Origin of the sequence: Chitinilyticum aquatile DSM 21506 (assembly GCF_000430805.1) — a bacterium.
Lineage (GTDB): Bacteria > Pseudomonadota > Gammaproteobacteria > Burkholderiales > Chitinibacteraceae > Chitinilyticum > Chitinilyticum aquatile.
In genome coordinates, this window is record NZ_AUMS01000011.1 from 1 (window position 1) to 25,917 (window position 25,917).

General features: G+C 57.8%; 27 protein-coding genes and 3 tRNA genes. 2 read left to right on the forward strand and 28 right to left on the reverse strand.

Going from position 1 to position 25,917, the window contains the following annotated elements; genetic code table 11:
• Together H559_RS0108045 and H559_RS0108050 are read left to right on the forward strand one after the other, a co-directional pair.
• Nucleotides 1–204, forward strand: a 204-nt coding sequence (locus H559_RS0108045; RefSeq protein WP_028452282.1) for a LexA family protein, incomplete at its 5' end; no start/stop codon positions are given.
• Nucleotides 201–1,478, forward strand: coding sequence for a Y-family DNA polymerase (locus H559_RS0108050; protein ID WP_028452283.1), 1,278 nt, complete (start codon nucleotides 201–203; stop codon nucleotides 1,476–1,478). The genes H559_RS0108045 and H559_RS0108050, both read left to right, overlap by 4 nt.
• Before the next feature lie 169 nt (nucleotides 1,479–1,647).
• On the opposite strand, the gene H559_RS0108055 is transcribed toward H559_RS0108050, so the two are convergent.
• From H559_RS0108055 to tpiA, 28 genes are all read right to left on the reverse strand, one after another.
• Nucleotides 1,648–1,724: transfer RNA gene (locus H559_RS0108055), tRNA-Pro, on the reverse strand.
• A gap of 166 nt (nucleotides 1,725–1,890) precedes the next feature.
• Nucleotides 1,891–2,271: a MerR family transcriptional regulator gene (locus H559_RS0108060; protein ID WP_028452284.1), complete on the reverse strand. Its 381-nt coding sequence runs from the start codon at nucleotides 2,269–2,271 to the stop codon at nucleotides 1,891–1,893.
• The gene (locus H559_RS0108065) at nucleotides 2,237–2,575 is read right to left on the reverse strand and encodes an integration host factor subunit alpha (RefSeq protein ID WP_028452285.1); all 339 of its coding nucleotides are present in this window, start codon (nucleotides 2,573–2,575) and stop codon (nucleotides 2,237–2,239) included. The genes H559_RS0108060 and H559_RS0108065 overlap by 35 nt, the downstream gene beginning before the upstream one ends.
• Nucleotides 2,576–2,584: 9 nt before the next feature.
• Complete coding sequence (gene pheT, locus H559_RS0108070) at nucleotides 2,585–4,939, reverse strand: phenylalanine--tRNA ligase subunit beta (RefSeq protein ID WP_028452286.1); 2,355 nt, start codon at nucleotides 4,937–4,939, stop codon at nucleotides 2,585–2,587.
• Nucleotides 4,940–4,959: 20 nt separating this feature from the next.
• Entirely contained in the window at nucleotides 4,960–5,955 is a 996-nt protein-coding gene (gene pheS, locus H559_RS0108075; RefSeq protein WP_028452287.1) for a phenylalanine--tRNA ligase subunit alpha, read from the reverse strand.
• Nucleotides 5,956–6,149: 194 nt separating this feature from the next.
• Entirely contained in the window at nucleotides 6,150–6,509 is a 360-nt protein-coding gene (gene rplT / locus H559_RS0108080; RefSeq protein ID WP_028452288.1) for a 50S ribosomal protein L20, read from the reverse strand.
• 16 nt (nucleotides 6,510–6,525) lie between these two features.
• Nucleotides 6,526–6,723, reverse strand: a complete 198-nt coding sequence (gene rpmI / locus H559_RS0108085; RefSeq protein ID WP_028452289.1) for a 50S ribosomal protein L35 — start codon at nucleotides 6,721–6,723, stop codon at nucleotides 6,526–6,528.
• Nucleotides 6,724–6,898: 175 nt separating this feature from the next.
• Nucleotides 6,899–7,441, reverse strand: a complete 543-nt coding sequence (gene infC / locus H559_RS0108090) for a translation initiation factor IF-3 (RefSeq protein ID WP_081412947.1) — start codon at nucleotides 7,439–7,441, stop codon at nucleotides 6,899–6,901.
• A gap of 29 nt (nucleotides 7,442–7,470) precedes the next feature.
• Nucleotides 7,471–9,375 carry a threonine--tRNA ligase gene (gene thrS / locus H559_RS0108095; protein WP_028452291.1) on the reverse strand — a complete coding sequence of 635 codons (1,905 nt, stop codon included), beginning with the start codon at nucleotides 9,373–9,375 and terminating at the stop codon, nucleotides 7,471–7,473.
• 166 nt (nucleotides 9,376–9,541) lie between these two features.
• Nucleotides 9,542–9,618: transfer RNA gene (locus H559_RS0108100), tRNA-Val, on the reverse strand.
• A 55-nt stretch (nucleotides 9,619–9,673) separates the two neighbouring features.
• Nucleotides 9,674–9,973, reverse strand: a complete 300-nt coding sequence (locus H559_RS0108105) for a DUF2818 family protein (protein WP_028452292.1) — start codon at nucleotides 9,971–9,973, stop codon at nucleotides 9,674–9,676.
• A complete protein-coding gene (nuoN, locus tag H559_RS0108110; protein ID WP_051279118.1) occupies nucleotides 9,973–11,478 on the reverse strand; it encodes an NADH-quinone oxidoreductase subunit NuoN in 1,506 nt (501 codons plus the stop codon). Before nuoN ends, H559_RS0108105 begins: the two co-directional genes overlap by 1 nt.
• Before the next feature lie 33 nt (nucleotides 11,479–11,511).
• Nucleotides 11,512–13,005, reverse strand: coding sequence for an NADH-quinone oxidoreductase subunit M (locus H559_RS0108115; protein ID WP_028452294.1), 1,494 nt, complete (start codon nucleotides 13,003–13,005; stop codon nucleotides 11,512–11,514).
• 45 nt (nucleotides 13,006–13,050) lie between these two features.
• On the reverse strand, nucleotides 13,051–15,123 hold the full coding sequence (gene nuoL, locus H559_RS0108120; protein ID WP_028452295.1) for an NADH-quinone oxidoreductase subunit L: 2,073 nt from the start codon (nucleotides 15,121–15,123) through the stop codon (nucleotides 13,051–13,053).
• A gap of 40 nt (nucleotides 15,124–15,163) precedes the next feature.
• On the reverse strand, nucleotides 15,164–15,469 hold the full coding sequence (gene nuoK, locus H559_RS0108125) for an NADH-quinone oxidoreductase subunit NuoK (RefSeq protein WP_245579348.1): 306 nt from the start codon (nucleotides 15,467–15,469) through the stop codon (nucleotides 15,164–15,166).
• A gap of 22 nt (nucleotides 15,470–15,491) precedes the next feature.
• Nucleotides 15,492–16,130, reverse strand: coding sequence for an NADH-quinone oxidoreductase subunit J (locus tag H559_RS0108130; RefSeq protein ID WP_028452297.1), 639 nt, complete (start codon nucleotides 16,128–16,130; stop codon nucleotides 15,492–15,494).
• A gap of 19 nt (nucleotides 16,131–16,149) precedes the next feature.
• The gene (gene nuoI, locus H559_RS0108135; protein ID WP_028452298.1) at nucleotides 16,150–16,638 is read right to left on the reverse strand and encodes an NADH-quinone oxidoreductase subunit NuoI; all 489 of its coding nucleotides are present in this window, start codon (nucleotides 16,636–16,638) and stop codon (nucleotides 16,150–16,152) included.
• 21 nt (nucleotides 16,639–16,659) lie between these two features.
• A complete protein-coding gene (nuoH, locus tag H559_RS0108140; RefSeq protein WP_034640378.1) occupies nucleotides 16,660–17,715 on the reverse strand; it encodes an NADH-quinone oxidoreductase subunit NuoH in 1,056 nt (351 codons plus the stop codon).
• 10 nt (nucleotides 17,716–17,725) lie between these two features.
• A complete protein-coding gene (gene nuoG, locus H559_RS0108145; protein WP_028452300.1) occupies nucleotides 17,726–20,035 on the reverse strand; it encodes an NADH-quinone oxidoreductase subunit NuoG in 2,310 nt (769 codons plus the stop codon).
• Nucleotides 20,036–20,076: 41 nt separating this feature from the next.
• On the reverse strand, nucleotides 20,077–21,369 hold the full coding sequence (gene nuoF / locus H559_RS0108150; protein ID WP_028452301.1) for an NADH-quinone oxidoreductase subunit NuoF: 1,293 nt from the start codon (nucleotides 21,367–21,369) through the stop codon (nucleotides 20,077–20,079).
• Between the two features lies 1 nt (nucleotide 21,370).
• Nucleotides 21,371–21,844 (reverse strand): NADH-quinone oxidoreductase subunit NuoE, encoded by a 474-nt coding sequence (gene nuoE, locus H559_RS0108155; RefSeq protein WP_028452302.1) that lies wholly within the window; start codon nucleotides 21,842–21,844, stop codon nucleotides 21,371–21,373.
• Nucleotides 21,844–23,100, reverse strand: coding sequence for an NADH-quinone oxidoreductase subunit D (locus H559_RS0108160; RefSeq protein ID WP_034640382.1), 1,257 nt, complete (start codon nucleotides 23,098–23,100; stop codon nucleotides 21,844–21,846). The genes nuoE and H559_RS0108160 overlap by 1 nt, the downstream gene beginning before the upstream one ends.
• Nucleotides 23,090–23,689: an NADH-quinone oxidoreductase subunit C gene (locus H559_RS0108165; protein ID WP_028452304.1), complete on the reverse strand. Its 600-nt coding sequence runs from the start codon at nucleotides 23,687–23,689 to the stop codon at nucleotides 23,090–23,092. The genes H559_RS0108160 and H559_RS0108165 overlap by 11 nt, the downstream gene beginning before the upstream one ends.
• A gap of 8 nt (nucleotides 23,690–23,697) precedes the next feature.
• On the reverse strand, nucleotides 23,698–24,189 hold the full coding sequence (locus H559_RS0108170) for a NuoB/complex I 20 kDa subunit family protein (RefSeq protein ID WP_028452305.1): 492 nt from the start codon (nucleotides 24,187–24,189) through the stop codon (nucleotides 23,698–23,700).
• A 5-nt stretch (nucleotides 24,190–24,194) separates the two neighbouring features.
• Complete coding sequence (gene ndhC, locus H559_RS0108175; protein WP_028452306.1) at nucleotides 24,195–24,563, reverse strand: NADH-quinone oxidoreductase subunit A; 369 nt, start codon at nucleotides 24,561–24,563, stop codon at nucleotides 24,195–24,197.
• 145 nt (nucleotides 24,564–24,708) lie between these two features.
• A tRNA-Leu gene (locus H559_RS0108180) sits at nucleotides 24,709–24,794 on the reverse strand.
• Nucleotides 24,795–24,821: 27 nt separating this feature from the next.
• Nucleotides 24,822–25,163, reverse strand: a complete 342-nt coding sequence (gene secG, locus H559_RS0108185) for a preprotein translocase subunit SecG (protein ID WP_034640385.1) — start codon at nucleotides 25,161–25,163, stop codon at nucleotides 24,822–24,824.
• Nucleotides 25,164–25,200: 37 nt separating this feature from the next.
• Nucleotides 25,201–25,911, reverse strand: a complete 711-nt coding sequence (tpiA, locus tag H559_RS0108190; RefSeq protein WP_028452308.1) for a triose-phosphate isomerase — start codon at nucleotides 25,909–25,911, stop codon at nucleotides 25,201–25,203.
• Nucleotides 25,912–25,917 lie beyond the last annotated feature (6 nt).

Genomic DNA, 25,917 nt, shown 5'->3' on the forward strand with positions numbered 1-25,917 from the left:
GTGGATTGCCGCCGCGAGGCGCGGCATGACGATATTGTGGTGGCGGTCATCGATAACGATTTCACGGTGAAGCGCCTGTATGCACGCGGGCAGCGCCTGGCCTTGATTGCCGAGAATCCGGCGTTTCCGCCGATTGTGCTGTGCGAGGAGCAGGAGCTGAGCATCTGGGGGGTTGTTGTGGCCTGGTTCATGGAGCCACGATGATTGCCCTCATCGACGTCAACAACTTCTATGTGAGCTGCCAGCGGGTGTTCCAGCCGGTGCTGGAAGGCAAGCCGGTGGTGGTGCTGTCGAACAACGATGGCTGTGTGGTGGCGCGCTCCAATGAAGTGAAAGCGCTTGGCGTACGCATGGGCCATCCATGGCACCAGTTGCGCGAGCTGGCCCAGCAACAGGGCATTCTGGCGTTCAGCAGCAACTATGCGCTGTATGCCGACATGAGCAACCGTGTCATGCAGGTGCTGGCGGAATTCAGCCCCGATCAGGAGGTGTATTCGATTGACGAGTGCTTTCTCGGGCTGGGGGGATTGGCCAGCCTATATCCGGATTTCACCGAGCTCGGCCAGACCATCCGGCAGACCGTACGCCATGCGACCAGGTTACCAGTCTGTGTTGGCATCGCACCGACCAAGACGCTGGCCAAGTTTGCCAATCACCTTGCCAAGAAGCGCCCGGAGTTTGCCGGCGTCAGTGACTGGAACGCGCTCAGCCCAGATGCTCGTCAGCAGTATCTGCAGGACGTTGAAGTGGGCGAGGTCTGGGGTGTCGGTCCGCGCCTTTGCAAACGGCTGAATGCGGAAGGAATTCACTGCGTCGCCGATCTGGCCCGTGCGGACCCCGAACTGGTCCGGCAGCGCTACAACGTCGTGCTGCAACGCACGGTGCTGGAATTGAACGGCATCCCCTGCCTTGCCCTGGAAGATCATGCGCCGGACAAACAGCAGATTCTCTGCTCCCGTTCGTTTGGGCAACCGATTTGCCGTTATCGTGAACTGGCCGAGGCCGTGAGCACCTACGTGGCGCGCGCATCGGAAAAACTGCGCCGGCAGCAGTCGGTCGCCGGGGCACTGGCCGTCTACATCCGCACCAACCCATTCCGGCCGGATGACCCGCAATACAGCAAGCACGTCGCCGTGCCGCTCGCGCAAGCCAGTGATGACACACTGCTGCTCACCCGCGCGGCACTATGGGTGCTCAAGCGCATCTACCGACGCGGTTTCAGTTACGCCAAGGCTGGCGTCATGCTGCTGGATCTTCAACCCCGCAGCGGCATCCAGGGGCACCTGTTTGTCGAGCAAGCCGATCCGCTGAAACGGGCGCTACTCAATGACACCATGGATGCCATCAACCAGCGCTGGGGGCGCGGCACACTGCGGGTTGCCAGCGCCGGCTATGGCCACGGCTGGAAGATGCGGCAGAACAGCGTTTCACCGTGCTGGACAACCCGCTGGGATGAAATCCCTGTAGCCAAAGACTGAGCACCGGGACCTAATCAACTTTGCCGCAGATATCTCACAGCTAGACTCGCGATCAAATCGCCACGCCATGTTTAGAACTCTGTCGGGGCGTATGTCGGGGCGTAGCGGAAATAAAAACAGAAACGCAACAAGGGCCTACGACCGTGAAGTCGTAAGCCCTTGTTTTTATTGGTCGGAATGGCGGGATTCGAACTCGCGACCCCTTGCACCCCATGCAAGTGCGCTACCAGGCTGCGCTACATTCCGAAAGAGGACGCATTATAGCCAGATGAACATCGATGAGCAAGCGCCCTTCACAGGGTTACGCCAACCAAACCACCTGCATGGGGTGCAAGGGGGCGCCCGAAAGCAAAAACCCGCACAGCGGATGTACGGGTTTTGGGCTGATGATCTGAGGTGATCGGAGGGATTATCAGGCCTCGTTACCTTCGAGCCAGTCGAGCAGGTCCTCAAGCTCGTGACGGATTTCCTGCAGGCTGATATGGCCATCATCGTGTCCGGCACTGGCCTCGCCGGCTGCCGCTGCCAGCTGATTGCGGGCGCCGCTGATGGTGAAGCCCTGCTCGTAGAGCAGCGTCCGGATCCGGCGCACCAGCAGCACTTCGTGATGCTGGTAATAGCGGCGGTTGCCACGCCGCTTGACCGGCTTGAGCTGGGTGAACTCCTGCTCCCAGTACCGCAGTACATGGGGCTTCACCCCGCACAATTCACTCACTTCACCGATGGTGAAATAGCGTTTGGCGGGGATGGAAGGAAGCTCACTGCTGGGAATGACGTTGGCTGTGCTTTGCATAATGGTCTTCAACCATGCCCTTCAACTTCTGACTAGCATGGAAAGTTACCACACGGCGTGCGGAAATGGGAATTTCCTCGCCGGTTTTCGGGTTGCGGCCCGGGCGCTGTGGCTTGTCGCGCAACTGGAAGTTGCCAAAGCCCGACAGCTTGACGGCATCACCGTCGGCCAATGAGCTGCGGATTTCGTCAAAAAACGCTTCGACCATGTCCTTGGCTTCGCGCTTGTTGAGCCCGACCTTGTCGAACAGCAGGTCGGCAAGGTCGGCTTTGGTCAGGGTAAGGGTAGAGGTTCCGTACTGCATGGTGTTCTATCAGACTCGCAAATGGGCGCCGGATTTTTCGGCAATCTTGATCAAACCGGCAATCACAACTTCGACTTCTTCATCGGTCAGGGTTTTGGCAGTATCTTGCATTAACACTTTGAATGCAAGGCTCTTTTTCCCTTCCGGCAAGCCCTTTCCTCGATATACATCAAAGATTTCGACGGCAGTGACCAGCGGGTTTTTCAGCCCCGCGAACGCCGCCAGCAGATCAGCAACAGCAACTGATTCGTCCACCAGCAAGGCCAAGTCGCGGCGTACCGACTGGAACTTGGCATGCGGCTTTGCTTCGATACGCGGCACATTCAGCAGCGCGGCGACATCGATTTCGAACAGCACCGGCGCACTGCCCAGCTCGTACCCCTGCACCCAGCGCGGATGCAGTTCACCCAGCACACCTATGCAGCGGCCATCGAGCCACACCTCGGCAGAACGCCCCGGATGCAGCGCAGGATGGCTGGCGCGGCGGTATTCCGCCACGCGCGGCGCGAGCAACGCTTCGACATCGGCCTTGATGTCGAAGAAATCAACCGTGTCCTTGCCTGCGCCCCACTGCTCGGCATGCCGCCCGCCCCAAGCGAGGGCGGCCAGCTTTTCCGGCTGCGCATCGGCTGCCGTGCCATGGAACACACGCGCCAGTTCGAACAGGCGCACACGATCCTGGCGACGGTTCTGGTTGGCTTTCAGTGCATTGACCAGACCACCGATCAGGCTGGAGCGCATCACGTTCCACTGGCTGGCGATCGGGTTCACCAGACGCACCGGCGTTGCATTGCCGGCGAGCTCATTTTCCCAGCGCTCTTCAACGAAGGCGTAGTTGATCGCCTCGAAATAGTCGCGGGCCACAAGAATCTGCTTCAGTGCAAACTTGTTGCGCAGATCGCCCGGCTGTTTCAGCATCGCCAGGCGCGCTGCGGACGGCGCAACCGGGATATTGTCGTAACCATAAACGCGGGCAATTTCTTCGATCAGGTCTTCTTCGATTTCGATGTCGAAACGGAAGGATGGCGGGGTGACACTCAGCACATCACCATCCACGCTCACACCCAGGCCCAGACTTTCGAGAATGGCAACAATCCGCTCGGCAGGCAGCGACACGCCCAGCACACGGGCAACGCGCGACAGGCGCAGCGCCACCGCCGGACGCACCGGCAGCTCCGCGATCTGCTCGACGACCGGACCGGCCTCACCACCGCAGATCTCGAGCACCAGTTGCGTGGCGCGCTCCAGCGCGACGCGGGTGGCGGCAAAATCGACGCCACGCTCGAAGCGGTAGCTGGAATCCGAGCCGAAACCGATACGGCGGGACTTGCCGGCGATCACATTCGGGGTAAAGAAAGCGGATTCCAGGAAAATCTCGGTCGTGTCATCGCCAACCGCAGTCGCAGCGCCGCCCATGATGCCGGCCAGAGCGACCGGCTGCTTCGCATCAGCGATGACCAGCATGTCAGCGTCGAGCACCAGCTCCTTGTCATTCAGCAGCACGATCTTTTCGCCGGCGACGGCCATGCGCGCGGTGATTGCACCTTCTAGCTTGGCGTTGTCAAAGGCGTGCATCGGCTGGCCCTGTTCCAGCAGCACGTAGTTGGTCACGTCAACCAGCGCGGATATGCTGCGCACACCGGAGCGCTCCAGGCGCTGCTTCATCCATACTGGCGTCGGTGCCTTGGCATTCACGCCGCGAATCACCCGGCCGGCGTAGCGCGGGCAGGCAGCAGCATCGCCCAGCTGCACGGCCCGGGTCGCATCGATCGTTGCCGCAACTTCGGATACACTAACAGGTGTCTGCTCACAACCCAACAAAGCCGATACTTCGCGGGCAATACCCTTGATCGAAAGACAATCGGTACGGTTCGGCGTGAGCTTGAGTGTCAGCAGGCGATCATCCAGCTGCAGATAATCACGCAGCGACGCACCGACCGGCGCATCTGCCGGCAGAATCAGCAGGCCATCAACGCCATCCGGAATACCGAGTTCGTCACCCGAGCACAGCATGCCGAAAGACTCGACGCCACGCACCTTGGCGCGCTTGATCTTGAAATCGCCCGGCAAATTGGCGCCGATGCGCGCGCACGGCACTTTCAGCCCCGGCGCTACATTGGGCGCGCCGCAGACGATGGTCAGCGGTTCATTTTCACCCACGTTGACCGTGCAGACATTCAGGCGATCCGCATCCGGATGCTTGGTGATCGACAGCACTTCAGCCACAAACACATCGTTGAAAGCCGGTGCAGCCGGTTCGTTTTCTTCGACTTCCAGCCCGGCCATGGTCAGCAGATGGGCGAGTTCGTCGGATTGCAGCGCAGGGTTGACCCAGGTGCGCAGCCACTGTTCGGAGAATTGCATGGTTTGCCCCTTGTCCCTTCTTATTTGAATTGCTGCAGGAATGTCTGGTCGTTCTCGAAAAACAGACGCAGATCATTCACGCCGTAATACAGCATCGCAAAGCGGTCCAGACCGATACCGAAGGCAAAGCCGGTGTATTTTTCGGGATCGATGTTCACATTGCGCAGCACGTTCGGATGCACCATGCCGCAGCCGCCGACTTCCAGCCAACCGCGCGCGCCGAGGACGTCGATTTCGGCGGACGGCTCGGTGAACGGGAAGAAGGACGGACGGAAGCGCACCTGCAAGTCATCGCGCTCGAAGAAGCGGCGCAGAAAGTCGACGATCACGCTCTTCAGGTCGGCAAACGACACGCCCTCTTCCACCCACAGACCTTCCATCTGGTGGAACATCGGCGAGTGCGTGGCATCGGAATCGACGCGGAACACGCGGCCGGGGGCAACGATCTTGATCGGAGGCTCGTTGTCGAGCATGTAGCGCACCTGGATCGGACTGGTGTGCGTGCGCAGTACCAGCGGTTCGCCGTCGCTTTCGACGTAGAAGGTATCCTGCATCGCCCGCGCGGGGTGATTCTTCGGAATGTTCAGCGCTTCGAAGTTGTGGAAGTCGTTCTCTATTTCCGGTCCGTCGGCAACGGCAAAGCCGATCGAGCGGAACAGCGACTCGATGCGCTGCTGCACCAGTGTCACCGGATGCAGGCCGCCGCCGGCATGGCCACGCCCCGGCAGGGTGATGTCGAGCGCTTCAGCGGCCAGCTGCTTCGCCAGCTTTTCAGCGGCAAGCGCCTCACGCCGCGCATTCAGCGCGGCTTCGAAGGCCTGCTTGGCCTGATTGACCGTCGCGCCGTAGGTTTTCTTTTCTTCCGGCGGCAGACTGCCGAGCTGTTTCAGCAAGGCGGTGATGGCACCCTCCTTCCCGATATAGCGCGCCTTGGTGTTTTCCAGTTCCTGCGGATCTTGCGCCGCAGTCAAGGCGGCGAGGCCTTCTTCAAGCAAGGGGGTCACATTGGCTACCATGATGCATCTCTTCGCCAGCGAGGCATGGGTGAATGGGGAATTGTCTTTCCGGAACAGCCACAGCGCACATACTCACCCATGGATACGCCCATAGCCCTTCAAAAAAGACAATTTCAGAGGCATACCCCTATCATTACTCTGATAGAGGAATAAAAAAGGGAGGCTTCCGCCTCCCTTTCGAACAGCTATTCCGCTCAGGCAGCGAGACTTGCCTTGGCCTTTTCAACAAAGGCGGCAAAAGCCGGCTTGTCGAATACAGCCAGGTCTGCCAGTACCTTGCGATCCACTTCGATGCCAGCCTTCTTCAGGCCGTTCATGAAGCGGCTGTAGGCCAGACCCAGTTCACGCGCAGCGGCGTTGATACGGGCGATCCACAGTTGACGGAACTGACGCTTCCTTTGGCGACGGTCACGGTAGGCATATTGGCCTGCCTTCATAACCGCTTGCTTGGCGATACGGTAGACGTTTTTACGACGACCGCGATAGCCCTTGGCCAGAGCTAGAACTTTTTTGTGACGAGCACGGGCAGTTACACCACGTTTAACGCGAGGCATGTCTTATCTCCTTTGGTTACGCGTAGGGCAACATTGCACGTACGTGACCCATGTTGGTCGCATCGACCATGCATGTGCCGCGCAGTTGGCGCTTGTTCTTGGTGGTCTTCTTGGTCAGGATGTGGCGCTTGAACGCTTTGCTGCGCTTAACACCACCGCCACCAAGCACTTTCAGGCGCTTGGCTGCGCCGCTCTTGGTCTTCATCTTGGGCATTGAAATGCTCTCCAAGTTTGCTTTTGGATCCGGCAACAGGCGCCCGGTGTATCTGCATACGCCGGAACTTAAGCCCGCCACCACGTTTTTGGTGCAACCAGTGCAGGAAATCCTGCTACGGAGCCGGTTGCCCTCCGTTAAAGCATGCGTCGCGCCGCTTTCGCGGCGTTCACGCTCAAACCTTTTTCTTCGGCGCCAGCATCATCACCATCTGACGGCCTTCCAGCTTCGGGAATTGCTCCACGATGGCCAGTTCGCCCAGATCAGCTTCGATGCGCTTCAGCTGTGCCAGACCGATGTTCTGGTGCGCCATTTCACGGCCGCGGAAACGAAGGGTAACCTTGGCCTTGTCGCCATCTTCCAGAAAACGGATCAGATTGCGCAGCTTGATCTGGTAGTCGTTTTCGTCAGTACCAGGACGCAGTTTGACTTCCTTGACCTGGATCTGCTTTTGCTTGAGCTTGGCTGCATGCTCTTTTTTGGACTTCTGGTACTTGAACTTGCCATAGTCCATCAGGCGGCAAACCGGCGGCTGCGCATTGGGCGCAATCTCTACCAGGTCCACCTCGAGCTCTTCGGCCTTTTCCAGTGCTTCACGCAGGCTGACTACGCCCAGTTGTTCACCTTCTTCGCCCTGCAATCGAATTTCGCGCGCGGTAATCTCACCATTGATCCGCGGCTCTTTTTCTTGAGCAGCTATTGTCGTTCTCCAAGTCAGTCAAAAGAAAAACCGTGCGTTGCGTCGCATCAGATCTGCGGGAGTTCCGCTTTCAGGCGTTCGATCAGCGCTTCCACGCTGACTTGCCCCAGATCTTCACCACTGCGGCTGCGCACGGCTACCAAGCCCGCATCACGTTCCTTGTCGCCCACGATGAGCTGGTAAGGAACCTTCTGCAAGCTATGTTCGCGGATTTTATAGGTAATCTTCTCGTTTCTCAAGTCAGCATTTACACGGAAGCCCGCCGAGGTCAGTTCTGCAGCCACTTTTTCGACGTATTCACGCTGGCCATCGGAGATATTCGAGATCACCATCTGCACCGGCGCCAGCCACAGCGGGAAAGCACCGGCATGGTGCTCGATCAGAATGCCGATGAAGCGCTCCATCGAGCCCAGCACCGCGCGGTGCAGCATGATTGGACGATGCTTGCTGTTGTCCTCACCGATGTACTCGGCACCCAGACGCTCCGGCAGATTCGGATCGATCTGCAGGGTGCCGCACTGCCACACGCGCCCCAGGCAATCCTTCAGCGAGAATTCGATCTTGGGGCCATAGAAAGCCCCCTCGCCCGGCTGGTATTCGAAGACAAGCGACTTGGAATCAAGTGCGGCGGCCAGACTGCCTTCGGCCTTGTCCCAGCTTTCTTCGGTACCCACACGCTTTTCCGGACGGGTAGACAGCTTCACCTGGATGTCATCAAAACCGAAATCCTTGTAGACGGCCTGCAGCAGGTCGATGAACGCAGCCGCTTCACCCTGCACCTGGTCTTCGGTACAGAAAATGTGGGCGTCATCCTGGGTAAAGCCACGCACACGCATCATGCCGTGCAGCGAGCCGGACGGTTCGTTGCGGTGACAGGAGCCGAATTCGGCATAGCGCAGCGGCAGATCACGGTACGAACGCAGACCCTGGTTATAGACCTGGATATGCCCCGGGCAATTCATCGGCTTGACAGCGTAGTCACGCTTTTCTGACTGGGTCGTGAACATATTGTCATGGTAATTGTCCCAGTGGCCGGATTTTTCCCACAAACTACGGTCCATCACGGTCGGAGTGCGAATTTCCTGGTAGCCATGCTTGGCAAGCTGGCGACGCATGTACTGCTCGATGGTTTGCCAGATCGACCAGCCCTTCGGGTGCCAGAACACCATGCCCGGCGCCTCTTCCTGCATGTGGAACAGGTCGAGCTGCTTGCCGATCTTGCGGTGGTCACGCTTTTCGGCCTCTTCGAGCATATGGAGGTATTGCTCCATATCCTCCTTCTTGGCCCACGCAGTGCCATATACCCGGGTGAGCATCTCGTTATTGCTGTCACCGCGCCAGTAGGCACCGGCCACCTTCATCAGCTTGAATACTTTCAGTTTGCCGGTCGAGGGTACATGCGGCCCGCGACACAGGTCGGTGAATTCGCCTTCACGATACAGCGACAGCGGCTCATTGCTAGGGATGCTGGCAATGATTTCGGCCTTGTAGTGTTCGCCGATACCCTTGAAGTAGGCTACGGCCTCATCGCGCTCAAGCTCATAGCGCTCGACCGGAATATCGGCCTTGGCCAGCTCAGTCATTTTCTTTTCAATCTGCGCCAGATCTTCCGGCGTAAACGGCCGCTGGTAGCTGAAGTCGTAGTAGAAGCCGTTGTCGATTACCGGGCCGATTGTCACCTGCGCAGTAGGGAACAACTGCTTGACTGCATACGCCAGCAAGTGGGCGGTCGAGTGGCGGATTACCTCCAGCCCATCCGCATCCTTGTCGGTCACAATAGCCAACTGGACATCGCGGTCGATCAGATAACTGGTATCGACCAGCTTGCCATCCACCTTGCCGGCCAGCGCAGCCCGTGCAAGGCCTGCGCCGATACTGGCAGCAACACCCGCCACCGTTACCGCGGCATCAAATTGTCGTTGAGAACCATCCGGAAGGGTAATGACTGGCATGGTATGCGCCCTTTGCAATATTTGAATTCGATGACCCGGCTGCGCCGGACAAAAAAAAAGTGCGGCAATTGCCGCACTTTTTCTGATCAAGCCCAATGCACGGCTACCGGTTGCTTAACACCAGGTAGTTGTGCAAGTTCGAAACATGGGCTTGACTCCATTTGTTTGGTAGGCACGATTGGACTCGAACCAACGACCCCCACCATGTCAAGGTGGTGCTCTAACCAGCTGAGCTACGTGCCTGAAGAGCTGCGAATACTACCGACATCCTGCGCAGCTGACAAGACATTTCTGCGAATTACACGCCCGGCCTGCGCCAGAAATAGCGCCAGACAAAACCTGGCCATGAGAAAACCATGAAAAGACAAAGTGTTGTGGCATAGAACGGCCACTTTTGCGGATGAACCGGAGAATGCCGCCCTTCCAGCCACCATGCTATCGCCCCCAGCAACAGGTACAACAGCGACCACTCGAGCAGACGCCAGGAAAACCCCTTGCCCTGCGGGCGAACAACCACACCAAACAACTTGTCGCTGAGAAATGGCAAATTGGCAGCCAGAGCCGCCAATGTGCCAAACACGATTACTTCTAGAGTCATTACTGCAGCATCATCCCGGCAGAACCTGCCATGGTTAAATTCACAGCATGAGACAGACTGGTCAGCAATTGGTTCGGGAATACACCGAGAACCAGCAGCAGCAGGCAGTTCAGGGAGAGCAGCAGCTTGGCATCCAGCTCGCCAGCAGGTGCCAGCAGTTCCCCCTCCGGTTCGTCGAAGTACATGACCTTGACGACACGCAGATAGTAGAACGCGCCGATCAGCGAGAACACGATGGCAACAACAGCCAGCCAGGTCAAACCGGAATCGACCAAGGCACGCAGCACGGAGAGCTTGGCGAAAAAGCCTACGAACGCCGGAATACCGGCCATCGAGAACATCACCATCAGCATCATGCCGGCGAACCAGGGGCTGCGCTTGTTCAGCCCCTTGAAGTCGGCGATGTTTTCGCATTCGAAACCGTTACGGGACAGCAGCATGATCAGGCCGAAGGAAGCCGCTGCGGTGATCACATAAGTCATCGCATAGAAGAATGCGGCGGCGTAGCCGATTTCAGAATGCGTCATCACCCCCAGCAGCAGGAAACCCATGTGCGAAATGGTCGAGTACGCCAGCATCCGCTTGATATTGGTTTGTGCAATCGCAGCCAAATTACCAATGACGAGCGACAGAATGGCGATGTATTTCAGCATTTCGCCCCACAGCGGACCGAACTGCCCCATGGCCTCGCCCAGCAAACGCAGCACGAATACGAACGCAGCCAGTTTGGGAGCGGAGCCGATGAGTTGTGCCAGCAGCGTGGGAGAGCCCTCATAAACATCCGGCACCCACATGTGGAAAGGTACGGCTCCCAGCTTGAAACCAATACCGGTCACGACAAACACCATGCCGAAGGTCAACAGCATCGGATTGAACTGTGCCTGGGCGATGCGGGCAGAGACTTCGTAGACATCCAGCGAACCGGTCGCACCATACAGCATGGACAGACCGTAGAGCAGCATGCCGGATGCCAGCGCGCCAAGAACGAAATACTTCATGGCCGCTTCGCTGGCGCGAACATTGCCACGGGGCAGCGCAACCAGCGCATAGATCGCCAGCGAGAGCAACTCGAGGCCGACATACAGGGTCAGGAAGTTGGTGGCCGATGCCATCACCATCATGCCCAGCAGCGAAAACAGTGTCAGTGTAAACAGCTCGCCCTTGAAAATGCCGCGATCAATGGCGTAGCTGCGTCCATAGATCAGCACCAGCGCCACACCCAGCAGCATGCCGAGCTTGGCAAAGTCGGCAACCGGATCGGCCACATACATGTGGTTGAACGCGAAGCGGGCTGCCGACACACCGGATGCCGACAGAGCCAGCCCTTGCTGCAGACTCTGGATGGTGAGCACAGCGGTCAGTGCAAGAACCAGCAATGTCAGCAGGTAAGTCACCTGCTTGCGTGCATCGGAGACGAACAGATCAAACAGAAGAACGATACATGCCGAGCACAGCAGGAAAATTTCCGGCGTTGCCACCCATGCATTGAGACTGGTTGGAATCATGATTAAACCTATATCAAGTATTCGGTAGTGGTCTTACTGCAGCTTGGTCTGCGCTGCCAGCTCGATCAGATGATTCACGGATTGCAGCGTCACATCAGTGAACGGCTTCGGGTAAAGACCCATGCCAAGCACTGCAATCGCCAGAATGGCCAGAACCAGAAACTCGCGCTTGTTTACATCCTGCAACTCGGCCACATTGTCATTGGCCACTTCGCCGAAGATGACGCGCTTGTACATCCACAGGGTGTAGGCCGCACCGAAGATCAGTGTCGTTGCCGCCGCAAAGGCAACCCAGAAATTGACCTGTACCGCGCCCAGAACAACGAAGAACTCGCCGACAAAACCTGCAGTGCCCGGCAAGCCTGCGTTAGCCATGGCAAATAGCATGAAGAAGCTGGCGAAAATCGGCATCTTGTTGGCAACACCACCGTAGTCGGCAATCTTGCGGCTGTGCACGCGGTCATACATCACGCCGATGCAGAAGAACATCGCTGCGGAGACGAAACCGTGGCTGACCATCAGCGCAATCGCGCCGACGACCGCATATTGGTTCAGCATGCCATTGGCGAACATGAAGAAACCCAGGGTCACGAAGCCCATGTGCGAAATGGACGAGTAGGCTACCAGCTTCTTCATGTCGCTCTGCACCAGAGCAACCATACCGATGTATACGACTGCAACCAGCGACAGCGCTACAAATACCCACGCATACTCCCGGGAGGCATCCGGAGCAATCGGCAGCGCGAATCGCAGGAAACCGTACGCGCCCAGCTTCAGGGTAATGGCTGCCAGCACCATGGAACCGCCGGTCGGCGCCTCGACGTGAGCATCCGGCAACCAGGTATGCACCGGCCACATCGGCACCTTTACCGCAAAGGCAAAGAAGAATGCGATCAGCAGGAACACCTGCGCAGTCATACCCAGCGGCAGACGGTAATAATCGAGAATATCGAAACTGCCGGCTTGCGAATAGAGGTAGATGAAAGCAACCAGTGTCAGCAATGAGCCCATCAGGGTGTAGAGGAAGAACTTGATCGACGCATATACGCGACGCGGGCCACCCCAGACACCGATGATCAGGTACATCGGAATCAGCATTGCCTCGAAGAACACGTAGAACAGGATTGCATCCAGTGCGGCAAACGCACCATTGATCAGGCCGGACATGATCAGGAATGCCGCCATGTACTGCGCAACACGCTCCTTGATCACTTCCCAGCCAGCGATGACCACCAGCAGCGTCGTGAAACTGTTCAGGATCACGAACAACACGGACAAGCCATCAACCCCGATGTGGTAGTTGATGTTGTAACTCGCAATCCACGGTGCGACGAGCTCGAACTGCATGGCTGCATTGAGCGCATCGAACTGCGTATAAAGCGGAATGGTTACGATAAAACCAGCCAGCGCACCGGCCAGTGCCAACCAGCGCGCCACTCCGGCACGCTGGTCACCGCCGGTGGCCAGTACGATCAGGCCTGCCAGAATCGGCACCCAGATCGCAAGGTTCAGAAGATTACCCGTCATAGTCAACCTACTTGTAATGTATTGGATTCGGCTATCTGATGAACATCAGTTCGAGAACACACCGCTCACGCCCCAGACATAGAGCCAGAAGCTCAGCATCAGGATGGCGCCAAGAATCATGGCGAATGCGTAGTGATAGATGTAACCAGTCTGAAGCTTGCGAACCATGCCGGAAATGAATCCGACAACGCGGGCTGCTCCATTGACCACAAGACCGTCGATCAGCAGCGTGTCACCCACCTTCCACAGCACCGTACCCACAGCACGACCCGCCGCGGCAAACCCGTTGATGTAGAGATGGTCCATGTAGTACTTCTCTTCCATCAGCTTCTTGATGCCGATCGAGGTAAAGAAGCGGTCGCACATGGTGGCCAGATCCGGTTTGACCATATAGAACAGATAAGCTGCAGCAACACCCGCCACCGCCAGCCAGAACGGCAGAGTCATGAACGCATGCAGGCCCATCGCAAGGGCGTCATGCGCATGATGCTTCACCTGTTCCAGCGCCGGATGCGCTTCCAGATTGGTGTAAATGACGTTATTGAAGAAATCACCGGCAATCATCGGACCGATGGCCAGGAAGCCGATCACCACCGACGGAATCGCCAGCAACACCAGCGGCAGAGTCACGACCCACGGCGACTCGTGCGGCTTGTCATTCGGGCCAAGACCGTGGTGATGATCATGCGATTCCTCCTCATCATCATGATCCCCGTGATGATGGCTATGACCGGCTGACATCCAGCGCTCCTTGCCATGGAAGACCAGGAAATACATGCGGAAAGAATAGAACGCAGTCACGAATACACCGGCCAGCACGGCAAAGGTGGCAAAGCCAGAGCCCGCCAGATTGCTGTGCTCAACCGCCAGGATGATGGAATCCTTGGAGTAGAACCCGGCGAAGAACGGCGTACCAATCAGGGCCAAGGAACCGATCAGCGAGGTAATCCAGGTGATTGGCATGTATTTCTTCAGACCACCCATATTGCGGATGTCCTGATCATGGTGCATGCCGATGATGACCGAACCGGCAGCCAGGAACAGCAGGGCCTTGAAGAAGGCATGCGTCATCAGGTGGAACACGGCAACCGAATAGGCCGAAGCGCCGAGCGCCACGGTCATGTAGCCAAGCTGCGACAGCGTGGAATATGCCACCACGCGCTTGATGTCGTTCTGGATGATGCCGAGGAAACCCATGAAGAGCGCGGTAATCGCGCCGATCACCATGATGAAGCTGAGCGCGGTATCGGACAGCTCGAACAGCGGGCTCATGCGCGAAACCATGAAGATGCCGGCCGTTACCATCGTTGCCGCGTGAATCAGCGCGGAAATCGGCGTCGGGCCTTCCATCGAATCCGGCAGCCACACATGCAGCGGGAACTGCGCAGATTTGCCCATCGCGCCGATGAACAGCAGGATGCAGGTTACAGCCAGCAAATTCCATTCATGCCCGGCAAACAACGTGATGGTCTTGGCCTGCCAGCCAGCCGGATCAGCTGCTACTTGCTGGAATACGGTCGCGTAGTCGAGCGAGCCAAAATGATACAGCACCAGACCAATACCGAGCAGGAAACCGAAATCACCGACGCGATTGATCAGGAAAGCCTTCATGTTCGCGAACGTGGCCGTCGGGCGCTTGAACCAGAAGCCGATCAGCAGGTAGGAAACCAGACCCACCGCTTCCCATCCGAAGAACAGCTGCACGAAGTTGTTGCTCATCACGAGCATCAGCATCGAGAAGGTAAACAGCGAGATGTAGCTGAAGAAACGCTGGTAACCCGGATCTTCGCTCATGTAGCCGATGGTATAGATGTGCACCATCAGCGACACGAAGGTCACCACGCACATCATCATCGCGGTAAGCGTATCGACGAGGAAGCCGACGTTGAAGTCAACGCCAGCAATCACCGTCCAGGTATAGACGGTACCGTTAAATGCCTCGCCGCCTCCCAGCAGATACTTCAGCGTGTATGCCGAGAGCAGGAAGGAAACGGCCACACCGCCGATCGTGACGGTGTGCGCTGCCTTGCGGCCGATTGCCCAGCCGAAGAGGCCGGCCACCAGAGCCCCGAACAAGGGCGCCAGTGGAATCAGCAGGTAGATTGTTTTCATGTCCATTGCAAATATCCGTATCTCTGTCGATTCTTGTTATGGCCCGTTAGCCCTTCATGGTGCCGAGGTCTTCGACAGCAATCGAGCGCAGGTTACGGAACAGCACCACGAGGATCGCCAGACCAATCGCCGATTCGGCGGCCGCGACCGTCAGGATGAAGAACACGAAAATCTGCCCTGCCGTATCCCCGAGGAACTGCGAGAAGGCGATGAAATTCATGTTCACGGCAAGCAGCATCAGTTCGATCGCCATCAGCATCACGATGAGGTTCTTGCGGTTCATGAAGATGCCGAACACGCTGAGCGAGAACAGGATGGCGCCGAGCACCAGATAATGAGTCAGTGTTACCACGATTGCTTCTCTCCCCTGCCCTTTAAGCCTGCGGCTTCTGTTCACCGGCATCCGCTGCAGGTGCAGCAGGAGCCTCCAGCGGCGCATCGGCCGCCATCTTCAGAACACGCACGCGATCTGCTGCCTTGACAGCAATTTGCTCGCCGGGCGACTGATACTTGGTGTTCTTGCGCTTGCGGATGGTCAGGCCGATGGCGGCGATCATGCCCACCAGCAGCAGCACGGCAGACAGCTGGAACGGCAGGAAGTAGTCGATATAGATCAGACGACCCAGATCCTGCACGGTCGGCGCCTGCTCGACCAGTTCGGCCCCAGGAATCTGCGCGTAGCGATTGGTCAGCACCAGCACCATCTCGACCATCATGATGGCCGCTACAACGGCAGCGACCGGGAAGAACTTCCAGAAGCCCTTGCGCAGTTCTTCGAAGTTGATGTCGAGCATCATCACAACGAAGAGGAAGAGCACCATCACCGCGCCGACATAAATCACGACGAGCGAAACTGCCAGGAATTCGGCTTTCAGCAGAATCCACAGACAGGCACTGGTGAAGAAGGACAGAATCAGCCAGAGCACGGCATGCACCGGATTCTTGGCAGTAATGACTCGCAACGCGCCGAACACCAGCACCGCAGCGAAAATGTAGAACAAAGCTAAAGTCATGACTTAACCCGACCTCCCCTTAGCGATACTTGGCGTCAGCCGCTTTGCGCTTGGCAATTTCGGCTTCGTATTTGTCACCCACCGCCAGCAACATCGGCTTGGTGTAGTACAGATCGCCACGCTTTTCGCCGTGATACTCGAAAATGTGGGTTTCAACGATGGCATCGACTGGACAGGCTTCTTCGCAGAAACCGCAGAAAATGCACTTGGTCAGATCGATGTCGTAGCGCGTAGTACGGCGGGTGCCGTCATCACGCTGGTCCGACTCGATGGTAATGGCCATCGCCGGGCAAACCGCTTCGCACAATTTGCAGGCAATGCAGCGCTCTTCGCCATTGGCGTAGCGACGCTGTGCATGCAGGCCGCGGAAACGCGGGCTGAGCGGCGTCTTTTCTTCCGGAAACTGCACGGTAATCTTGCGCTGGAAGAAATGACGGCCAGTCAGCATCAAGCCCTTCACCAGCTCGATGAGCAGGAAGGTCTTGAAAAATTGATTGATTTTCTCCATGGTCTTTTATCCTTGTTGCTCTCAGTTCCAGATGGAGAACGGTGTCTGCATCCAGGCAGCCACCACGATGATCCACACCAGCGTAACCGGGATGAAGATCTTCCAGCCCAGACGCATCAGCTGGTCATAGCGATAACGCGGGAAGGTGGCACGGAACCACAGGAACATGAACAGCATGACTGCAACCTTCAGCACCCACCAGATGAAGGAAGGGGCGCCAAGTACCGGCCAGCTGGCGGGGAACGGCGACAGCCAGCCGCCCAGGAACATGATCGAGGTCATTGCCGAAATCAGGATCATGTTGGCGTATTCGGCCAGGAAGAAGAGCGCGAAGCTCATGCCTGAATACTCGACCATGTGACCGGCCACGATTTCCGACTCGCCTTCCACCACATCGAACGGCGCACGGTTGGTTTCCGCAACACCGGAGATGAAATAGACCACGAACAACGGCAACAGCGGAATCAGGTTCCACGACACCAGACCGAATGCGCCGGCCTGCTTGTTGACGATTTCGGTCATGTTGAGGCTGGAAGACACCATCATCACGCCAACGAGCGCGAAGCCCATCGCCAGTTCGTACGACACGACCTGGGCTGCGGCACGCATGGCACCAAGGAAGGCATACTTCGAGTTGGATGCCCAGCCGGCCAGAATCACGCCGTAGACGCCCATTGACGTAATGGCCATCACATAGAGCAAGCCCACATTGATGTCGGACAGCACAAAGCCGGGGTAGAACGGCACCACTGCCCACGCGGCCAGTGCCGGCACCAGCACCCAGATCGGCGCCAGGAAATACAGGCCCTTGCTGGCAGCGCTGGGTGCAATGATTTCCTTCAGCAGCAGCTTGATACCGTCAGCGACCGGCTGCAGCAGGCCGAACGGGCCAACGCGGTTGGGGCCGATACGGATCTGCATGTAGCCGATCACCTTGCGCTCAGCGAGCGTGGTGTAGGCCACGGCCCCCATGATGGGAGCCACGATGCAGACGATCTTGAGCAGGGTCCAGACGACAAAACCCAGCTCGGCACCCAGCAGGCCATTCAGGAAGTTTGGAATGAGTTGAATATCCATGTTTTCCCCCTTAAGCCTTGGCGACGGTGATGGCAGCCACATGGCCGGCCAGTGCACGGGTCAGCGGATGGTTGGCAGAAACGCGGATGACGTCATCAGCCAGGCCGGCATCGACAGCCACAGCCAGCTCGGCGACACCACCAGCCTGTTCGGCACGGGCGCGGTCTCCCGCAGCCAGGCCCAGTTTAGCCAGCGTTGCCGCATTGGCACGCAGTTGCGCAGCCACTGCCGCATCGGCAGTCTTTTGCAGGCTCGGGGCACGGCGGCTGAGCATGTCAGCCTGGTAGATCGATACCTCACCCAGACGAACCAGACCGCTCGCAGCCTGCGCCTTGACGGCAACCGGAGCCGCAAGGGCGTTCGACAGGCGCGGACCAATTTCGCCAGCCAGCGCTTCGTCGCGGATTTCCTCAGAGGTGGTGTAGTCGAAACCGGCAAAACCCAGCACATTGCCGAGTACGCGCAGCACCTTCCAGGCCGGACGGGTTTCGCCCAGTGGACGCACGACGCCGTTGAAGCTCTGCGCGCGGCCTTCCATATTCACGAAGGTGCCGGAGGTTTCGCTGAACGGCGACACCGGCAGGATGACATCGGCGTGCTCCAGCGCGCAGGACGAGAAGCTTGACAGAGCCACCACCAGCTTGGCCTTTTGTACCGCAGCCAGCGCTTGGGCACCGTTCTGTACGTCGAACTCGGCTTCCGCATTCAGCATGAAGTAGGCCTGACGCGGCTTGGCGAACACGTCACCACCGGTTTCCGCGCCGACGAGTTGCGCGCCAACGCTGTTGGCCGCCTCGCTCATCACACCCAGTTTTGCACCGGTCGCTTCGGCAATCGCAGCGGCTGCGGCGTAAATTTCGGCGTAACGCGGATGCTGCTGCGCGATATTGCCCAGCAGAACCGCAGCCTTTTCCTTGCCGGCCAGCACAGCGGCAACGGCACGAGCCTCGGCAGGTATATCGCCAGAGCCATTTTCAATATTGGGCTGCAGGGCAATACCCTTGACCTCAGCCAGAGCACGCAAAACCTGAACCACGCCCTCGACCAGTTGATCCGGACGTACGACCAGCTCGGCGGCCTTGGCAGTCAGCAGATCATCGCCATGCGGGTTGATGACTGCCAGCTGCATGCCCTTCTTGACGCTCTGGCGCAGACGTTGCGCAAGCAGAGGCTGTTCCTTGCGCAGCGTCGAGCCGATCACGAGCACGGCATCACTGGCAGCCAGATCGGCAATCGACTGGCCCAGCCAGGTCGCACCCGCGGTCTTCAGCGAGAAATCAGCAGCACGCAGGCGGGTTTCTACCGCATCCACGCCCAGCCCGGACATCAGCTTGCGCAGCAGGAACAGTTCTTCGACGGTGCTGTGCGGGGTAGCAACGGCGGCAACCGCATCGCGGCCATGCTCGGCGATCACGCCCTTCAGGCCGTTGGCGACGAATTCCAGTGCAGTCTGCCAATCGGCTTCCTGCCAGACGCCACCCTGCTTGATCATGGGCTTGGTAATGCGCTCTTCGCTGTTCAGCGCTTCGTAGGAGAAGCGATCGCGGTCAGCCAGCCAGCATTCGTTGATGGCTTCGTTTTCCAGCGGCAGCACGCGCATGACCTTGTGGTTCTTGACCTGCACGACCAGATTGGCGCCCAGACCATCGTGCGGGCTCACGCTCTTGCGGCGGGACAGCTCCCAGGTACGGGCGCTGTAACGGAACGGCTTTGACGTCAGCGCGCCGACCGGACACAGGTCGATCACGTTACCGGAGATTTCCGAATTCACGGTCTTGCCGATGAAGGGCAGCACTTCGGTGAATTCGCCGCGGTTGGCCATCCCCAGTTCCTGGTAGCCGGCGATTTCTTCGGTAAAGCGCACGCAGCGGCTGCAGTGAATGCAGCGTGTCATGTCGGTGGAGATCAGCGGGCCCAGATCCTTGTTGGCCACCACGCGCTTTTCTTCCTGATAGCGCGAACCGGACTGGCCATAACCGACAGCCAGATCCTGCAGCTGGCATTCGCCACCCTGATCGCAGATCGGGCAGTCCAGCGGGTGGTTGATCAACAGGAATTCCATGACGCCCTTCTGGGCAGTCACGGCCTGATCGGAGTGGGTAAATACCTTCATCCCGTCAGTAACGGGCGTGGCACAGGCCGGCAGCGGCTTGGGAGCCTTTTCGACCTGAACGAGGCACATACGGCAGTTTGCGGCAATCGATAGTTTCTTGTGATAGCAGAAGTGCGGGATGTGCACACCAATGGAATTGGCTGCGTCCATCACGGTGCTACCCGAGGGAACCGTCAGTTTTTTGCCGTCGATTTCGATTTCCAGCATGATCGACTCGATTCAATGTATTAATTCTTGGGATCCAACACTCAGGACAGCGCAGCGAACTGGCTCTGTCCGTGTTCGATCATGTATTCGAATTCGCTACGGAAATGCTTGAGCATTCCGCGCACCGGGAAAACAGCTGCATCGCCAAGCGCGCAGATGGTGCGGCCGGCAATGTTGTCACCAATACTGGCCAGCAGGTCCAGATCTTCCGGACGCCCTTCGCCATGTGCGATACGGTGAACAATGCGATACAGCCAGCCGGTGCCTTCACGACACGGCGTACATTGACCGCAGGATTCTTCGTGGTAGAAATAGGACAGACGCTCGAGCGCACTGACCATGCAGACGGTTTCATCCATCACGATCACGGCACCGGAACCCAGCATCGACCCCGCCTTGGCGATCGAATCGTAATCCATCGTGCACTGCATCATGATGTCAGCCGGCAATACCGGAGCGGACGATCCCCCCGGGATCACGGCCTTGAGCTTCTTGCCACCGCGCATGCCACCGCACATTTCCAGCAGGTCCGCGAATGGGGTGCCCAGCGGAATTTCGTAGTTGCCCGGACGGTTCACATGGCCGGAAACCGAAAACAGTTTGGTGCCACCGTTGTTGGGTTTACCCAGCTCAAGGAATTTCTGGCCGCCTTCACGGATGATGTAGGGTACGGAGGCGAACGTCTCGGTGTTGTTGATGGTGGTCGGCTTGCCATACAGGCCGTACGATGCCGGGAACGGCGGCTTGAAGCGCGGCTGGCCTTTCTTGCCTTCCAGCGACTCGAGCAACGCGGTTTCCTCGCCACAGATGTAGGCGCCATAGCCATGATGCGCGTGCAGCTGGAAGCAGAAATCGGTACCGAGAATATTGTCGCCAAGGAAGCCAGCGGCGCGCGCTTCTTCCAGAGCCTCTTCGAAACGCTGGTAGGCTTCAAACACTTCGCCGTGGATGTAGTTGTAGCCAACAGTAATGCCCATGGCGTAACCGCCGATGATCATGCCCTCGATCAGCGCATGCGGATTGGACACGATGATGTCCAGATCCTTGAAGGTACCCGGTTCGCCCTCGTCGGTGTTGCAGACAAGGTACTTCTGCCCCGGGAAGTTGCGCGGCATGAAAGACCACTTCAACCCGGTCGGGAAGCCCGCGCCACCGCGACCACGCAGCGACGAGGTTTTCATCTCGGCAATCACTTCATCCTGGGTGATCTTTTCATTCAGGATTTTCTTCAGCGCGGCATAGCCACCACGCTTTACGTACTCTTCGAGCCGCCAGTGGTTCGGATTGTCAAAATCGACACCCTCGAACACGACGCCTTTTGCATAAACCGTCATTTTATTCGAGCTCCGCCAGTTTCTTCTCGATCGCTTCCGGGGTCATGTGGCTGCACATGCTGTGGTTATTCACCAGCATCACCGGGGCATAGCCACAGGCGCCCATGCACTCCCCTTCCGCCAGCGTGTACTTGCCATCCGCGGTGGTTTCACCAAAACCGATACCGAGTTTCTGCTTCAGGTATTCGGCAGTGGAGTAACCACCCGACAGCGCACAGGGCAGATTGGTGCAGACGGTGAGCTTGTATTTGCCTACCGGCTTGCGATCGTACATGTTGTAGAACGTCGCCACTTCATAAGCGGCAACAGGCGGAATGCGCACGTAGCCAGCCACGAACTCGATCAGCTCGTTGGTGAGGTAGCGCTTCTCGGTTTGCGCGATGCGCAATGCGCCCATGATGGCCGAACGGCGCTGGTCAGCGGGGTACTTGGCCAGTTCGCGGTCAATTTGCGCGAGGGATTCTTGCGACAACATCAGCGGTCAATCTCCCCAAAAACGATGTCCTGTGTACCGATAATGGCCACAACGTCGGAAATCATGTGGCCGCGGGACATTTCATCCAGCGACGACAGGTGGGCATAACCCGGAGCACGGATCTTCAGGCGGTACGGCTTGTTGGCACCGTCGCTCACCAGATAGATGCCGAATTCGCCCTTCGGATGCTCGACCGCGGCATACGCTTCGCTGGCCGGTACGTGCATGCCCTCGGTAAAGAGCTTGAAGTGGTGAATCAGCTCTTCCATGTTCGACTTCATCGCGTCGCGTGACGGCGGAGCAACCTTGTGGTTGTCAACGATCACCGGCCCCTTGTTGGCCTTCAGCCAGGCCACGCATTGCTTGATGATGCGGTTGGACTGGCGCATTTCTTCCACGCGCACCAGATAGCGGTCATAGCAGTCGCCATTCACACCCACCGGAATATCGAAATCCATCTTGTCATAGACTTCGTAAGGCTGCTTCTTGCGCAGATCCCAGGCAATGCCCGAGCCACGCAGCATGGCGCCAGTCATGCCAAGCTGCAGCGCACGCTCCGGCGAAACAACGCCGATACCGACGGTTCGCTGCTTCCAGACACGGTTGTCGGTCAGCAGGGTTTCATATTCGTCGACATAGGTCGGGAAACGGTTGGTGAAGTCTTCGATGAAGTCGAGCAGCGAACCTTCGCGGTTGTAGTTCAGCTTCTTGATCGCCTCGGCGTTGCGAATCTTGGAGGCTTCGTACTTCGGCATTTCATCCGGCAGATCGCGATAGACACCACCCGGGCGGTAATACGCCGCGTGCAGACGAGCACCGGAAACGGCCTCGTAACAGTCCATCAGGTCTTCACGCTCGCGGAAGCAGTACAGGAACATCGTCATCGCACCGCAATCCAGCGCGTGCGCGCCCAGCCACAGCAGGTGGTTCAGGATACGGGTGATTTCATCGAACATGACGCGAATGTACTGGGCGCGCAGCGGCACCTCCAGCCCCAGCATCTTTTCGATCGCCATGCAGTAGGCGTGCTCGTTGGCCATCATGGACATGTAGTCCAGACGATCCATGTACGGCAGGTTCTGGATGAAGGTTTTGCTTTCAGCCAGTTTTTCGGTACCGCGGTGCAGCAGGCCAATGTGCGGATCGGCACGCTCGACCACTTCACCATCCAGCTCCAGCACCAAACGAAGTACGCCGTGTGCGGCCGGGTGTTGCGGACCGAAGTTCAGAGTGTAGTTGCGAATTTCAGCAGCCACCGTAATTCTCCTCGCGGATGATGCGCGGAGTAATTTCGCGCGGCTCGATGGTTACAGGTTGGTAGATCACACGCTGCTGCTCCGGGTCATAACGCATTTCGACATAACCGGAGAGCGGGAAATCCTTGCGGAAGGGGTGACCAACAAAACCATAATCGGTCAGGATGCGGCGCAGGTCCGGGTGCCCCTGGAAGAGAATGCCGTAGAGGTCGAACGCTTCGCGCTCGAACCAGTTCACACCATTCCAGACATCGACAACCGAATCCAGCACGGGGAAATCGTCATCCGTGCAGAACACGCGCACGCGCAGACGGATATTGTACTTGTAGGAAGTCAGGTGATATACCGATGCAAAACGCGGCCCATCCCAGATACCATCGCCATACGTGCTGTAGTCCATGCCACAGACATCGATACAGGATTCAAAATGGAGAGCAGGTGCATCACGCAGCAGCAGCGCGGTTTCATGCCACTTGCCAGCCGGCACCTCGATGGTGACTTCGTTCAGCTCGCACTTGAGCGTAGCGATACGCTCTTCGCCCAAGACGGTGTGCAGGCTGTCAATCAGTGTTTCAAGCTTATTTGCCATGCCTCACCTCAACCGCGCGCAATCGTATTGGTGCGCTTGATCTTGTTCTGCAACTGGATGATGCCGTAGAGCAGCGCCTCAGCAGTCGGAGGACAGCCCGGCACATAGACATCAACAGGAACAATGCGATCACAGCCGCGCACCACGGAATAGGAATAGTGGTAGTAACCACCTCCGTTGGCACAGGAACCCATGGAAATCACCCAGCGCGGCTCGGGCATCTGGTCGTAGACCTTGCGCAGCGCCGGCGCCATCTTGTTGCACAGCGTGCCGGCAACAATCATCAGATCGGACTGGCGAGGGCTGGGACGGAATACGATACCGAAACGGTCCAGATCGTAGCGGGCCGCCCCCGCCTGCATCATTTCAACCGCGCAACAGGCCAGACCGAACGTCATCGGCCACAGGGAGCCAGTGCGGGTCCAGTTCACCACAGTATCAAGTGAAGTGGTGATGAAACCTTTTTCAAGGGATTGCGCCTCAAGGGATTGATTGCTCATTTGACTTACTCCCACTCCAGCGCGCCCTTCATCCACTCATAGATGAAACCCACTACCAGAATGGCGAGGAAAATCATCATGGAGATGAAGCCAAAGAGACCGATTTCCTTGAGCACGACAGCCCAGGGAACAAGGAAGGCGACTTCCAGGTCGAACAGAATGAACAGAATGGCAACGAGATAGTAACGGACGTCAAACTGGATGCGCGCATCGGCAGATGGCTCAAAGCCACATTCGTATGGCGACAGTTTTTCCGGATCAGGACGGACGGTTCCCAGTACTTTCCCCACCCCCCAGCCAAGCACCAGGGGAGCTACGCCCACCAGGAGACCGACCACAAGGAAAAGAAGTACGGGGAAATAGCTTTCCAACATGCGATTCCCCAGTTCAGTGTGTTATCAAAAAGTCAAAACAGAAAACTGTAAGCTTTTATTTATTATTATTTTTTAATTATGCAATGCTTGATAGCACACAAAGCGGCATTGCCGCTTTGTGTCATAAAATCTGTCCTAGGACAGTTGGTGCCGACAGTGAGACTCGAACTCACACAGCCTAAGGCCACTACCCCCTCAAGATAGCGTGTCTACCAATTTCACCATGTCGGCACTGTGAAGCGGAATAGTTACGGAGGATTAGTTCGAAATTTCCTGCTTGGGCGCACTGGCAGGGACAACGGTCTGCTTCAGGGCATCCTGCTTGAGATCTTTCATCACACCCACATCATTTTTTCCCGGCGCGGTCAGCAAAACCAAAGCCAGCGCGGAAGCAAAGAAAACCGTTGCGGCAGCCGCAGTCATGTGACTGAGGAAGTTGGACGAACCGGCAGAGCCGAACAGGCTGCCAGCCGAACCGCTACCGAACGCAGCACCCATGTCAGCACCCTTGCCGTGCTGCAGCAGAACGAGCACGATCACAGCCACTGCAGCAATGACATTCACCACCAGGGCGATTACAGCAATTACGGAGAGTTCCATTAAATTTTCCATCCAAACAGCGGCCAGCATTCTAGCATCAGCGGGCTGCTTTGCATATCTCGATAAATTCAAAACTGGACAGTGCCGCCCCACCTACGAGCACACCATCCACATGTTCCACCGCCATGATTGATGCGGCGTTATTGGCCTTGACGCTTCCGCCATACAGGACCCGAACCCGCTCATCGAGCTCGCGCTTGATCAGCGCATGAATCGGGGCAATCTGCTCACCGGATGCCACCATGCCACTCCCCACCGCCCATGACGGCTCGTAGGCAACGGCAAACAGCCCCAGCGGCAAACCCTTGAGCACCTGCAGCTGCTCGACCACCACCTCGTCAGCACGACCTTCGCGGCGCTCCTCGGCCGATTCTCCGACGCAGTAAATCCCCATCAACCCGGCATCCAGCGCAGCACGCATCTTGATCCCGGCACTCTCCGTTGTCTCACCAAACAGGCGGCGGCGCTCGGAATGCCCGATGATGACCAGTTCGCACCCGACATCAGCCAGCATCCCCGCCGAAACCTCGCCGGTATAAGCGCCGATGTGATACTGGCTCACATTCTGTGCCCCACACTGGATACGGGTGGGGTGTAACAGCTGTTTGGCCAGCATCAGATAAGGGAAAGGGACGCATACCCCCACATTGGCATCCAGATCCGCCTTGGCAACCTCGCCCAGTACCGACTTCACCTGGCCGATACTGCCGTGCAGTTTCCAGTTAGCAATCACCAGTTGTCTTGGCATGCCCAC